We start from the raw sequence: 12,863 nt of genomic DNA on the forward strand, positions 1-12,863 counted from the left end.
GCTCACTCAGTGAGTGATGGTCGTTGCTCGGAATTTTGTCCCTCTGAACGCTATCTCTAGCACAGGGCAACATAACTTCTCAGAATTGTACAATAACGTTGACCGGCAGGCTTCCGGATGCACGCCGCTGTATGGCGCTTTCCCGCGGGTCAACAGCGTCAATCATTGCAGTAACGGCTGATTAACCTGTGACATAAGGAGTCACCATGCTTGAAGTATCCTGGGATAAGTGGTTGGTGGTTATCTCACTGATGATCGCTTTTATAGCTTCATTTACGGCGCTGGATACTGCCGGGCGGGTGGCAAACTCACAGGGGTGGAAAGCCAAATTATGGCTATTCAGCGGAGGGATCGCCATGGGGATCGGCGTCTGGGCCATGCACTTTATCGGCATGCTGGCGATGATGTTCCCGATGGCGATGCATTACGATATGGGCTTTACCCTTAGCTCGTTAGCGATAGTGGTTGTCGCCTCCATCGGTGCGCTGCAACAGGTGGTTAGTCATGCTCATCTCAGTGGGGCGCGGCTGTTACGCGGTGCCGGATTGCTGGGTAGCGGGGTGGTGGGGATGCACTATCTTGGTATGGCCGCCCTGATGGTCCGACCGGGCATTACGTGGAACCCTTGGCTGGTGACACTGTCAGTGGTGATTGCCTATGCTGCCTCTGGCGTCGCATTATGGTTAGCTTTCCACCTGCGTAAAGGGGAGAGTGGCATGGTGGTCCGTCGCCTACAGGCATCGGTAGTGATGGGGATTGCTATCGCCGGTATGCACTACACCGGTATGGCGGCTGCCGGCTTCCATGACGACAGTCATGTGGTCGGCGCAGGTATCAGCTCGCCGGCACTGGCTATCTGGGTATTCTTATTTACCTTAGCTATCCTCGGTTGCAGTTTGCTGGTGTCGATGATTGATTCGCAAATTAAAGCGACCCGCTTAGCCCGTAAGTTGCACCAGGCAAACCGCGAACTGCATAAGCTGGCGATGCATGATCCTCTTACGTTGTTGCCGAATCGTGCCTATCTGGAACAACAACTGGATAACTATATTCAGGGTGCCTCGGAAGGGACTCAGGTGTTCGCACTGATGTTCCTCGACCTCGATGGCTTCAAAATGATTAATGATGCTTATGGGCACCATGTGGGTGACCGCTTGCTGATTTCTGCGACTGAGCGCCTGAAAAGCTGTATCGAGTCAGAGCATGTGCTCGCCCGCGTCGGCGGCGACGAATTTGTGCTGCTGATCCCAGCGACCTCCAGCGAGATTGCCGAGCGGATTGCCGGACGTATCGTCAAGGCGATTGAAAAGCCGTTCAATATCGCGGAGTACGAACTGATGGTCTCCATCAGTATCGGTATTGCTCTCTATCCGCCACACGGTTCAGATGGTCGCGATATGATGTTCAATGCCGATGTCGCGATGTATCACACTAAAAATAATGGCCGTAATGGCTTCAGTATTTATCGACCGGATATGAATCCGATGGGTAAAAATCAGGTGCAGCTGAAAAATGAGCTGTGGCGTGCGCTGTATAATAACGAGCTACGTCTGTTCTATCAGCCGAAGAATGATGCCCTTAGCGGCCAGATCATTGGCTATGAGGCACTGGTTCGCTGGCAGCACCCAGTACGCGGCTTACTCTCCCCGGACAAGTTCCTGCCAGTGGCCGAGAAGAGCGGTATGATTATTCAGGTCGGTGAGTGGGTGCTGAATGAAGCCTGCCGCCAACTGTCGGTGTGGCATGCGCAAGGCAACAGTGGCCTATCGGTATCCGTTAACCTGTCGGCGTTGCAGTTTGAGCAGAAGATGCTGGGTCAGGTGGTACTCAATGCCCTGACTACCCATAATGTGCCAGCGGATAAACTGATTTTAGAAATTACCGAAACCACGGCGATGCGTTCACCGAAAGAGACCATCCGTATCCTGAATGGCCTGAAAGAGCAGGGTGTGCAGGTGTCTATCGATGACTTCGGGACCGGTTACTCCAGTCTTCTGTATCTGCAAAATATGCCGGCCAGCGAACTGAAAATTGACCGTGCCTTTGTCAGTGAAATCAATAAAAACTGTACTGATACGCGTTTGCTGGCGATGATCATTGAACTGGCGCAAAATATGAACCTGAATATTGTCGCTGAAGGGGTAGAGACCGAAGAGCAGCAACGGCAATTGGCGGCACTGGGGTGTAATATCCTACAGGGCTTTTACTTCAGCCGTCCGGTGCCACCAGAGCAGTTGGTGTTACCAGAAATACCTACACGCCAGCCACGGCAGGTGAAGCTGGATCTGGTGCCTAATACCGGCTCAGACAAAATCAGCGCCTAACTCTGAATAACGGCCCCGCAACGGGGCCGTTTTTGTTTGTCCTCCGTTACCCGCTCCCTGGCAGTATCACTCCCTTCAAAGACAAAACGTGCTATTGGTTAGCGACAGATTATCAATGTTTGACTATATATTTTGTTACTACAAGACAGCACGCACGGCTTGCGACACCACAGGGCATCTGCGGACCGGGCAGCACTTATTAAGGGAATTATCAGGGATAGCTTAGCTAACCCGTTCAGACACAGAGTATTTTTGACCTCACCAATACGGTGCATAGCGGCAAACTAGCACAGCTATCAGTCGTCCTCAAAGAACATTTCGGGAATCTCACCTGAAAGGCTTCGTTCATGCACAAACTTCAGTTTTTTTTGCGACGTTAGCGTTTTTTCTCAGCAATTTCCTGGCATGGAATATGCAGAACCTGAAAAGGTCCTCAGGAATGTGGTGGGTGGAGTATGGAGCATAGCTATCAGATAGCCGCAAAGTTTTACGATGAGATGTTACGCAGTGACGGAAAGGAACACGCCCACTATAAAAATTATTGGGAATGGTTACAACAGGCCGATTCACAAGGTATTGCACGGAAACGGGAAGAGGCTGAACTGTTGTTTCACCGTGTCGGTATCACTTTCAATGTCTATGGCGAAGATGACGGCGCTGACCGTTTGATCCCGTTCGACAGTGTACCAAGGATCATTCCGGCTTCGGAATGGACTATGCTGGATCGCGGTATCCGCCAGCGGGTGCAGGCACTGAACTTATTTCTCCATGATATTTACCATCAGCAGCATATTTTGCGCGATGGGCTTATTCCCGCCGAACAAGTACTGGTCAATGATCAATACCAGCCTTGCATGCAAGGTATCGACTTACACCGCAATATTTATGCCCATATCGTCGGTGTCGATATGGTGCGCAATAACGACGGCGACTATTACGTACTAGAAGATAACCTACGCACCCCTTCCGGCGTCTCCTATATGCTGGAGAACCGTAAGATGATGATGCGCTTATATCCGGAACTGTTTGCACGACAGTCTATTGCGCCAGTGGAGCGCTATCCTTCCCATTTATTACAGACCCTGCGTGAAAGCTCGCCGGTCAATGATCCGGTGGTGGTGCTGCTGACGCCGGGACGTTTTAACAGCGCCTATTTTGAGCACAGTTTCTTGGCCCAACAAATGGGCATTGAGCTGGTGGAAAGTGCTGATCTGTTTGTTAAGGATGGCGCGGTGCTGATGCGCACTACCGAAGGGCCGTGCAAAGTGGATGTGATATACCGACGGGTGGATGACGCCTTCCTTGATCCGCTGGCTTTCCGTGCCGATTCCATGCTCGGCGTTGCCGGACTGCTGTCCGTCTATCGGGCCGGCAATGTGGTACTGGCCAATGCGATTGGGACCGGCGTGGCGGATGATAAATCTATCTATCCATATGTGCCGGAAATGATCCGTTATTACCTGCAAGAAGAACCGATCCTTAACAACGTGCCGACCTGGCAATGCCGCCGACCTCAGGATCTCAGCTATGTGTTGGCCAACCTCGACAAGATGGTGGTCAAAGAAGTTCATGGGGCGGGGGGCTACGGGATGTTGATTGGCCCGGTGGCCAGTTATGCGGAAATTGAAGAGTTCCGCAGCCGCTTAAAGGCACGCCCAGCTAACTATATTGCTCAGGATACGCTGTCGCTGTCCACCTGTCCGACCTTTACCGAGCAAGGACTGGCACCGCGGCATATCGACCTGCGTCCGTTTGCACTGTGCGGCGCGGATATCCGTTTAGTGCCCGGCGGGTTAACACGAGTGGCATTAACGGAAGGCTCTCTGGTGGTCAACTCCTCTCAGGGAGGCGGCACCAAGGATACGTGGGTATTGGAGGATGATTCATCATGTTAAGCCGTACAGCCAGTGGATTATATTGGATGGCCCGCTATCTTGAGCGTGCCGAGCAGTTGGCGCGGGTGCTGGATGTGACCCACCGCTTATCAATGATGCCGGTGCAGCAGGATCCTGGTGAGGAGTTATTACTGCCGCTCAACCTGACCGGCACCCATCAGCTTTTTACCGTGTTAAATGGGCGGTTGACCATGCCGCAGTTGTTTAACTTTTTTGTGCTGGACGAACGCAATCCCGGCAGTATTTTCAGTTGCTGGCAGTCGGCATGGAATAACGCCCATGCGGTGCGCGGCACACTCTCGTCAGAGGTCTGGGAAAGTATCAACAGCACCTGGATTGAGCTGCGCAATATGCGCCGCCGCGGGATTTCGATCACCAATGCCGACAGTTTTTTTGACTGGGTTAAAGAGCGCTCTCACCTGTTCCGTGGTGCGTTACTCGGCACCCTGTTACGCGGTGATGCCCTCAGTTTCATTCGTATCGGCACTTTATTAGAACGTTGTGACGGTACTGCCCGCTTGCTGAGTATCAATCAAGATATGCCAGGGATGCAGGAAAACTCGGTTCGTGAATATTACTTTCTCGATACCCTGCTGCGCGCGGTGTCGGCTAAAGAGGGGTATCACACTATTTTCCATCAGCAGGTGATGCTGGATAACGTCAATCAGATGCTGATCCTGCGTAACGAAAGCCCGCGTTCACTGCACTCCTGTGTAGAAGCCATTGCGGGGCAATTGAAACTGATCAACCGTCAAGGGGAAAACCGCCCACGGCTGCTGGCAACCTCAATGTTGGCTGAGATGCAGTTTAATACTTGGGAAAGTTTGATCCCAGATGGCGTAGCGGCTTGGTTGACCGGTTTTTCTCAACGGGTGGATGCATTGGCAGAGAGCATTCAGCACACTTATCTGGAGGCGCAATGAAACTGAATATCGATCATAAAACCCGTTATCACTACGATGATCAGGTCAAACTGAGCACTCAGTACCTGCGTCTGACGCCGCAAAATACCCCTTACCAGCGTATTGTTCGCTGGGAGCTGACCTTGCCGGGTGAGGCGACTAAAACCGTTGATACCTATGGCAATGTGATGCATGTACTGACACTGGATTCGCCGCATCAAATCTTGGAAATTCAAGCTCACGGCGAGGTGGATATTCATGAGGTGGCTGAAGACTGTGAGTTGCAGGAGTGTGGGTTGTCGCCACTGGTATTCTTACGTACCACACCGCTGACCCGTCCAGACCGTAACATTAAAGCCTTTGCCCTCAATTACTGGCAGCCAGATGCCCCCGAGGCGAGCCTGGAAGCGATGATGGCGGCTTTGTTGGCCAAAATGCCGTACCGCCCCGGCAGTACCACGGTTGCCGATACCGCCAGTGAAGTGTTTGCCCGCGGCACCGGTGTCTGCCAAGATCACAGCCATGTGTTCTTAGCTTGTTGCCGTAGCCTGGGGATCCCAGCCCGCTACGTCAGTGGCTATTTGTACACCGATAACCGCGAGCACGTTGCTACCCATGCGTGGGTTGAAGCTTGGCTGGAAGAGCGCTGGCAGAGTTTTGATATTACCAATAATACCCGTGATACCCGCCAGCACCTTAAACTGGCGGTCGGTATCGATTATCTGGATGCCTGTCCGGTGCGCGGCATGCGCCTCGGCGGCGGCGGTGAAGATATGCAGGCGGTTGCCGCCGTGCAGAAAGTGACTCCGCAACAATAAAATCTGACAGGTTAGGACCTTCGCTATGACTTATTGTGTCGCAATGCGTTTATCCTCAGGCATGGTGTTTGTGTCTGATTCACGGACGAATGCCGGGGTTGACCATATCTCCACCTTTCGGAAACTGCATGTGTTCCAGGTGGATAACGAAAGAACGCTGGTGCTGCAGAGTGCCGGTAATCTGGCTACCACCCAGAGCGTGCTCAGCCTGCTGAAGCGGGCGATGCAACAGGGCGGCGAAACAGCGGGGATTTTAAAGGCGGCCTCGATGTATGAGATTGCCTTACTGATCGGCGAGACCTTACGTGAAGTGATTAAACGTGACGGCGAAGAGTTCAGTGGCACGCTACTGCTCGGTGGCCAGATCCGCGGTGAAGCGCCGCGGCTGTTTCAGATCTATTCGCAGGGTAATTTCATCGAAGCTGGTGTGGATACGCCGTATTTTCAGATCGGTGAGAGTAAGTACGGCAAGCCGATCATTGATCGGGTACTGCGTTATGAAACGCCGCTCGATCAGGCGATGCAGTGCGCCCTGATTTCGATGGATTCGACCTTAGCCAGTAATATTTCTGTCGGCTTACCGCTGGATGTGATGATTTACCGCAGTGACAGTTTTAGTGATGCGGAACAGTATCATCTGACCGACACCCACCCTTATTTTTCGCAGATCCGCCAATTATGGAGTAAAGGCCTACTGAGTGTCTTTTCCCGTTTACCACCTCTCTCTTTATAAGCGGAAAACCGCCCACTAGGGCGGTTCACTTCGATCAGTCGAACTCGACCACCATCTCGATTTCGACGGCCATACCTAGCGGTAATTCGGTGGCGGACACGGCGCTACGGGCATGGCGGCCTTTATCACCGAATACCTCCACTATCAGGTCGGAAGCACCGTTAATCACCAAGTGTTGCTGATCGAAGCCGGGAGCACTGCGCACCCACGCCAGCAGCTTAACGAAGCGGGTAATACGATCTAGGGAACCCAGTTCTTTATTCAGTACGCTTAGGGCGTTGATCACCGTCATTCGGGCTGCTTGGTAGCCTTCCTCAAGGGTAAGATCATTGCCAACGACCCCTTTTACTGCCACGACACCGTCCTTAATCGGGCCCTGTCCGGAGACAAACGCCAGCTTGCCGGTGGTCACAACGGGCACGAAGTTGGCCGGAGGCGCTTTAAGTTCTGGCAGGGTGATCCCCAGTTCGGTCAATTTCTGTTGCGGAGTTAACATGGTTTTTCCTGGTCAGGTTAGGCGAAGCGAGGTACGCGGGAAAAAAGCGTTTTTATTTTTTTGTGAGGGTGACTGTCCTGTTTGGAAACCGCCAAACAGCCGCACAAAAATAACACTATTCAACATCATTCCATGGAGATCAATATAAAATGGCACTTATGGCGCAACCCTCGGCGCAGTGACCCAAAATGAGGCGTTTTTGTCGGTAACTTACTGGTTTTGCACCAAAATAAGGCGCTTTAATCAGGTTGGTATTTTCGTCTCAGGCAGCGTATTTTAGGGGGGAAGTATCGCTTTCATCGCAGTTTGTACACGCACCATCGTGGCGTTATTCAGGCTGCGAAGATTACCGCCGGGTGCAGTCCGGCTGGCCACGATTATTGGCCGGTACTTCGCCTTTTTTTGTAGACGCAATCGTGACAGGATCAGGTTATGACATTTGATGTACTGGTTTTAGGCTCAGGAATGGTCGGGGCAGGCTGTACCTTGTATTTACAAGAAGCCGGTAAGTCGGTGGCGCTGGTGGACAAAGGACAGCCAGGGATGCAAACCTCCCACGGCAATGCCGGTATTATCCAGCGCGAAGCGATCCATCCCTATGCGTTTCCCCGTGAACTGAAGGTCATTATGGGGACGGCACTTAACCGCCGTACCGATATTCAGTATCACCTTAATGCTCTCGCCGGATTAGTTCGTCCGCTCAGCCAGTACTACCGCTACTCGGCGCCTAAGCCTTATGCGCCCATTGCCCGAGAATATGCCTCACTGATTTCATTGTCACTGGAAACGCACCAGCATCTGATCCAGCGCGCCGGGGCCGAGGCATTATTGGGGAACCACCACTGGCTGGCGATCTCCCGCACAGATCAGCATCTGCGGCAGAGCTATCGGCAGGCCGATCTTTTCGCTGAACTTGGGGTCAGCCATCAGAAACTGGATGCGCAGCAACTAAAACAACTGGAGCCGGATCTTAGCACCGCGTTTCCCGGGGCGGTGATGTGGACTTCGCCACAAACCATCCGCCATCCGTCAAAACTGGTGCAGGCCTACGTTGATCTATTTTGTGCGGCGGGCGGGCAGTTTATCACCGCGGATGTCAGCAATCTGACCCGCACGGCGGGGCTGTGGCAAATTCGCGATGCACAGGGGCAACTGATCCAAGCCAAAGAAGTCGTGGTCGCCCTTGGCCCTTGGAGCACCGAACTAACAGCCCGCTTTGGCTACCGACCACCGCTCTTTTCCAAGCGGGGTTATCATCGCCACTATCGGCCACTGCTTGGAAAAACCTTGAATAACTGGGTGATGGATGCGGAAAAAGGCTATCTGCTAGCGCCGATGGAGCAGGGCATCCGCCTGACCACCGGTGCAGAGCTGGCGAAACCGGATGCGCCGCAAACCCCACGCCAACTGAGTATGCTGGAACCCATCGCCCGTCAGAGTTTCCCGGTCGGCGAGAGGGTGGATAACGAAACCTGGTCAGGGCAGCGCCCTTGTTTGCCGGATATGAAACCGGTGATCGGTAAAGTTCCTAGCACTGACGGGATGTGGTGCGCCTTTGGACACGGCCATCAGGGCTTTACCTTAGGCCCGGCCACCGGTATGTTACTGGCTCAGATGATGACCGGACAGGCTACCCGTATTGATACCCAGCCGTTTAGCCCGGCCCGTTGGGCATAGCAGACCCGCGGACGATCTATAACACAGGCTACGCCCTGACATACCGTAATTGCCGGAAATAAGGTAGACTACGCGCCCGGAGAGTTACAGCTGCGTGCTCTCTGCCGAGAACAACGTGAAGCTGCCTGACGCCGGTCAATGATCCCGGATGGGGCAGCCGTTAAAGCCGCCGGTAATTTGTCTACCGGTCAGCGTGATTTTCCCGGAGAAGGCCAGGCAGGTCTTTTCCGCCAACAATGAAGAATCTGTTGATGTCTACAGCACCCTTTTTAGACGAAGTGGCTCGTCGCCGCACGTTTGCGATTATCTCGCACCCCGATGCCGGTAAAACCACCATTACTGAAAAAGTCTTACTTTTCGGACAGGCGCTCCAGACCGCCGGATCAGTGAAAGGCCGCGGCTCCAGCCAGCACGCCAAATCTGACTGGATGGATATGGAGAAACAGCGTGGGATCTCGATCACTACTTCAGTGATGCAGTTCCCGTATCGCGATAAGCTGGTCAATCTGCTGGATACCCCGGGGCACGAAGACTTCTCCGAAGATACTTACCGTACCCTGACCGCCGTTGACTGCTGTCTGATGGTCATCGACGCCGCCAAAGGTGTTGAGGATCGTACCCGTAAGCTGATGGAAGTCACCCGGTTACGCGATACGCCGATCCTGACCTTTATGAACAAACTCGACCGTGATATCCGTGATCCGATGGAAGTTATGGATGAAGTTGAGAATGAACTGAAGATCGCTTGTGCGCCGATCACCTGGCCGATTGGTTGCGGTAAACTGTTTAAAGGGGTTTATCACCTCTATAACAACGAAACTATCCTCTATCAGAGCGGCCAGGGGCACACCATCCAAGAAGTCCGTACCATCAAAGGTCTGGATAACCCGGAACTGGATCAGGCTATCGGCGAAGAGTTGGCGGCCCAGTTACGTGATGAGCTGGAGCTGGTACAGGGGGCTTCCCATGAATTTGACCAGCAGGCTTTCTTAGAAGGGAAACTGACGCCGGTATTCTTCGGTACTGCACTAGGTAACTTCGGGGTCGATCATATGCTGGACGGTCTGGTGAGCTGGGCACCTGCGCCGATGCCGCGTATGGCCGATAGCCGTGAAGTGGTCTCTTCTGAAGATAAATTTAGCGGCTTCGTGTTTAAGATCCAGGCCAACATGGATCCTAAACACCGCGACCGTGTGGCATTTATGCGTGTCGTGTCTGGTAAGTACGAAAAAGGCATGAAGATGCACCAGGTGCGCACCGGTAAAGACGTGGTGATTTCCGATGCGCTGACCTTTATGGCCGGTGACCGTGCCCATGTCGAAGAAGCCTATCCGGGCGACATTATCGGGCTGCATAACCACGGTACTATCCAGATTGGTGACTCCTTTACGCAGGGCGAGAAAATGAAGTTCACCGGTATCCCGAACTTTGCGCCAGAACTGTTTCGTCGTATTCGTCTGCGTGATCCACTGAAACAGAAACAGCTGCTGAAAGGCCTGGTTCAGTTATCAGAAGAGGGGGCCGTGCAGGTATTCCGTCCGGTCGCCAACAATGACCTAATTGTTGGGGCGGTGGGGGTGCTGCAGTTTGATGTGGTAGTAGCCCGTCTGAAAAGCGAATATAACGTCGAGGCGATTTATGAATCGGTAAACGTCTCTACCGCTCGTTGGGTCGAGTGTAATGACGTGAAAAAATTCGATGAGTTCCAACGTAAAAATGAAGTGAACTTAGCGCTGGATGGCGGTGATAACCTGACCTATATCGCACCGACCATGGTTAACCTGAACATTACCCAGGAACGTTATCCTGATGTGGTGTTCCGTAAAACCCGCGAACACTGATCGGACCTGTGCCGACAGAACCGGCCACTCGGCCGGTTCTGATAATGTTCTGGAAACGCCCGTTTCCGGATTTTTACCGCTTTTTCTGTGATGATGATCGCTTATCATCGCCGTTACACGCAGATTTATCACTGCCGACACTCTGACCGGAAGTTCAGTAGATTCTTAAAAATCTGCACAGTCGTTAAACTCAACTATGATTAATCTATGTGATGTGGCCAAGCTGCCCGCCAGCCTAATAGGCTAACCGCTATGCTGAAGGCCATGTCCATACAGGACACTTTAGACATGAATATTGCACGCGACATTAAGACACTGTTGCTGATCCCGGCGCTGTTAAGCCTGAACGCTTTCGTCACAGTGCCTGCGGCGCAAGCCGCTGGTACTCAGGGACATTCTGTATTACACAGTGTCAACAATTTTATGGACGACAGTGCGGTCACCGCCAAAGTGAAGACCGCACTGATTGATGACAAAGAGATTAACAGCACTAATCTCTCGTTATCCACCACCCGCGGGGTAGTGACAGTTGACGGTTTTGTCAGCTCTGCCGGACAGGTTGCTCGCGTTGAGCGACTGATCCGTAAAACCCCAGGGGTAACAGGCTTGGTGAATCATTTGCATATTAAATCAGACCAGCAAACCAATCTGAAGAGCTATGCCAGTGATACCGCCACTACCAGTGAGATCATGGCGCGGTTGATGGCCAGTAAACAGGTCGAAGCGCGGCACATCTCAGTGACTACCACCCACGGTAATGTGGTACTCAGTGGTAAGGTCGATGACCACCGCCAGAAACAAGCGGCCGCAGAGATTGTGAAGAAAGTATCCGGTGTCAGTGCGGTTAAGAACGAACTTTCTGTCAGCCACTGACAAGGTTTTGCTGACGGGCGTAAGACGATGGAGAGTTGCTTTTCGCTAAGCAGAGCAACATAAAAATGAGTCTGTTAACGATGGTAAGGAGATAACTATGTTTCGTTGGGGAATTATCTTTTTAGTGATCGCACTGATTGCCGCAGCTCTGGGCTTTGGTGGACTGGCAGGTACGGCTGCATGGGCGGCGAAAATTGTGTTTATCGTCGGTATCATCTTGTTCCTGATCAGTCTGTTCACTGGCCGTAAAAGATTATAACGCTGCCCGTCAACACCGACGTCATCTGCCGGCAGGGATGCTGGCAGTATCACTCCTCTGTTACACTCCTTGTAATCACACTTCTCACCGACACTTATGCTGTTGTCTGCACCGATCAGACGGTTACGTCAGGAGACCTCTGTGTCCTTTATTGATACCCATTGTCACTTTGATTTCCCGCCGTTTAGCGAGGATGCACGCCAGGCTCTGGGCCGTGCCCGCCTAGCAGGGGTGAGCGATATTATTATTCCGTCGGTCAGTGCGGATCGGATTGATGGGATCGCCGAGCTGAGTCAACAGTATCGCGGACTGTGGTTTGCTGTCGGTTTGCATCCACTGTGGATCAATGAACATCAGCCCCAGGATATTGACCGGCTACAGCAGTGGCTGGCACAACCCGCGCAACAGCTGGTGGCCATCGGAGAGACCGGGTTGGACCTGTATACCCCATCGGGAGTGGCGTCCAGCGAGCGTCAGCAGTCACTGTTACAGCAACAGCTGCAATTGGCCCGCCGCTATGATCTGCCGCTGATCCTCCATTCCAGACGATCCCACGACCTGTTGGCCTCCATGCTGCGTAAAGCCTCGGTACCGGCCAGTGGGGTGATCCACGGTTTCTCCGGCAGCTTGCAACAGGCACAGGCCTTTGTCCGCCTCGGCTACTTTATCGGCATTGGTGGCACCATCACCTATCCGCGTGCCCGAAAAACCCGTGATACCGTGGCTGCGCTGCCGTTGAGCTCGTTGGTGCTGGAAACTGATGCTCCGGATATGCCACTTAACGGTTTCCAGGGGCAGCCTAACCGTCCAGAGCAGGTGGTACAGGTCTGTAACGCACTGGCAGAGTTACGCAGTGAACCCTTTGAGTTGATTTGTCAGACCCTATTGGCTAATAGCCTACGTCTGTTTCCACGATTACGGTTGTCCGTATGATGAAATCATCGATCTGTTATTTTTTTAACACTTTTAATGTGACTAAAGTCACTCAAAAGTGACCAATAATGGTATTTTTTCAGGGTTTTTTTGATCACCGCCCGATAACGCC

At 52.7% G+C, this 12,863-nt stretch carries 11 protein-coding genes; 10 read left to right on the forward strand and 1 reads right to left on the reverse strand.

Annotated elements, in window-relative coordinates:
- The first annotated feature begins 206 nt into the window (after positions 1-206).
- The 5 genes from DW47_RS0100140 to DW47_RS0100160 all read left to right on the forward strand — a co-directional run bounded on the left by DW47_RS0100140 (position 207) and on the right by DW47_RS0100160 (position 6,672).
- Positions 207-2,324: a putative bifunctional diguanylate cyclase/phosphodiesterase gene (locus tag DW47_RS0100140; RefSeq protein ID WP_029684282.1), complete on the forward strand. Its 2,118-nt coding sequence runs from the start codon at positions 207-209 to the stop codon at positions 2,322-2,324.
- Between the two features lie 455 nt (positions 2,325-2,779).
- Positions 2,780-4,219: a circularly permuted type 2 ATP-grasp protein gene (locus DW47_RS0100145; protein WP_029684283.1), complete on the forward strand. Its 1,440-nt coding sequence runs from the start codon at positions 2,780-2,782 to the stop codon at positions 4,217-4,219.
- Positions 4,213-5,142, forward strand: coding sequence for an alpha-E domain-containing protein (locus DW47_RS0100150; protein ID WP_029684284.1), 930 nt, complete (start codon positions 4,213-4,215; stop codon positions 5,140-5,142). The genes DW47_RS0100145 and DW47_RS0100150 overlap by 7 nt, the downstream gene beginning before the upstream one ends.
- Positions 5,139-5,939: a transglutaminase family protein gene (locus DW47_RS0100155; protein WP_029684285.1), complete on the forward strand. Its 801-nt coding sequence runs from the start codon at positions 5,139-5,141 to the stop codon at positions 5,937-5,939. The genes DW47_RS0100150 and DW47_RS0100155 overlap by 4 nt, the downstream gene beginning before the upstream one ends.
- 25 nt (positions 5,940-5,964) lie before the next feature.
- Positions 5,965-6,672 (forward strand): proteasome-type protease, encoded by a 708-nt coding sequence (locus DW47_RS0100160; protein WP_029684287.1) that lies wholly within the window; start codon positions 5,965-5,967, stop codon positions 6,670-6,672.
- A gap of 34 nt (positions 6,673-6,706) precedes the next feature.
- On the opposite strand, the gene DW47_RS0100165 is transcribed toward DW47_RS0100160, so the two are convergent.
- Positions 6,707-7,168, reverse strand: coding sequence for a RidA family protein (locus tag DW47_RS0100165; RefSeq protein WP_029684288.1), 462 nt, complete (start codon positions 7,166-7,168; stop codon positions 6,707-6,709).
- Positions 7,169-7,600: 432 nt separating this feature from the next.
- Between DW47_RS0100165 and DW47_RS0100170 the strand changes: the two genes are divergently transcribed.
- The 5 genes from DW47_RS0100170 (at position 7,601) to DW47_RS0100195 (ending at position 12,751) form a co-directional block, all read left to right on the forward strand.
- Positions 7,601-8,845, forward strand: a complete 1,245-nt coding sequence (locus tag DW47_RS0100170; RefSeq protein WP_029684289.1) for an NAD(P)/FAD-dependent oxidoreductase — start codon at positions 7,601-7,603, stop codon at positions 8,843-8,845.
- 251 nt (positions 8,846-9,096) lie between these two features.
- Positions 9,097-10,686, forward strand: coding sequence for a peptide chain release factor 3 (prfC, locus tag DW47_RS0100180; protein WP_029684290.1), 1,590 nt, complete (start codon positions 9,097-9,099; stop codon positions 10,684-10,686).
- A 288-nt stretch (positions 10,687-10,974) separates the two neighbouring features.
- Complete coding sequence (locus DW47_RS0100185; RefSeq protein WP_029684291.1) at positions 10,975-11,559, forward strand: BON domain-containing protein; 585 nt, start codon at positions 10,975-10,977, stop codon at positions 11,557-11,559.
- A gap of 97 nt (positions 11,560-11,656) precedes the next feature.
- Positions 11,657-11,818 carry a DUF1328 domain-containing protein gene (locus DW47_RS16755; protein WP_071846595.1) on the forward strand — a complete coding sequence of 54 codons (162 nt, stop codon included), beginning with the start codon at positions 11,657-11,659 and terminating at the stop codon, positions 11,816-11,818.
- A 96-nt stretch (positions 11,819-11,914) separates the two neighbouring features.
- Positions 11,915-12,751 carry a TatD family hydrolase gene (locus DW47_RS0100195; protein ID WP_051150776.1) on the forward strand — a complete coding sequence of 279 codons (837 nt, stop codon included), beginning with the start codon at positions 11,915-11,917 and terminating at the stop codon, positions 12,749-12,751.
- Positions 12,752-12,863 lie beyond the last annotated feature (112 nt).

The organism is Tatumella saanichensis (assembly GCF_000439375.1).
Taxonomy (GTDB): Bacteria; Pseudomonadota; Gammaproteobacteria; order Enterobacterales; family Enterobacteriaceae; genus Tatumella; species Tatumella saanichensis.

Bases quoted from the DNA above. Each gene is read 5' to 3' on its own strand.
- DW47_RS0100140 (WP_029684282.1), top strand. From the start codon at position 207: ATGCTTGAAGTATCCTGGGATAAGTGGTTGGTGGTTATCTCACTGATG.
- DW47_RS0100145 (WP_029684283.1), top strand. From the start codon at position 2,780: ATGGAGCATAGCTATCAGATAGCCGCAAAGTTTTACGATGAGATGTTA.
- DW47_RS0100150 (WP_029684284.1), top strand. From the start codon at position 4,213: ATGTTAAGCCGTACAGCCAGTGGATTATATTGGATGGCCCGCTATCTT.
- DW47_RS0100155 (WP_029684285.1), top strand. From the start codon at position 5,139: ATGAAACTGAATATCGATCATAAAACCCGTTATCACTACGATGATCAG.
- DW47_RS0100160 (WP_029684287.1), top strand. From the start codon at position 5,965: ATGACTTATTGTGTCGCAATGCGTTTATCCTCAGGCATGGTGTTTGTG.
- DW47_RS0100165 (WP_029684288.1), bottom strand. From the start codon at position 7,168: ATGTTAACTCCGCAACAGAAATTGACCGAACTGGGGATCACCCTGCCA.
- DW47_RS0100170 (WP_029684289.1), top strand. From the start codon at position 7,601: ATGACATTTGATGTACTGGTTTTAGGCTCAGGAATGGTCGGGGCAGGC.
- prfC (WP_029684290.1), top strand. From the start codon at position 9,097: ATGTCTACAGCACCCTTTTTAGACGAAGTGGCTCGTCGCCGCACGTTT.
- DW47_RS0100185 (WP_029684291.1), top strand. From the start codon at position 10,975: ATGAATATTGCACGCGACATTAAGACACTGTTGCTGATCCCGGCGCTG.
- DW47_RS16755 (WP_071846595.1), top strand. From the start codon at position 11,657: ATGTTTCGTTGGGGAATTATCTTTTTAGTGATCGCACTGATTGCCGCA.
- DW47_RS0100195 (WP_051150776.1), top strand. From the start codon at position 11,915: ATGCTGTTGTCTGCACCGATCAGACGGTTACGTCAGGAGACCTCTGTG.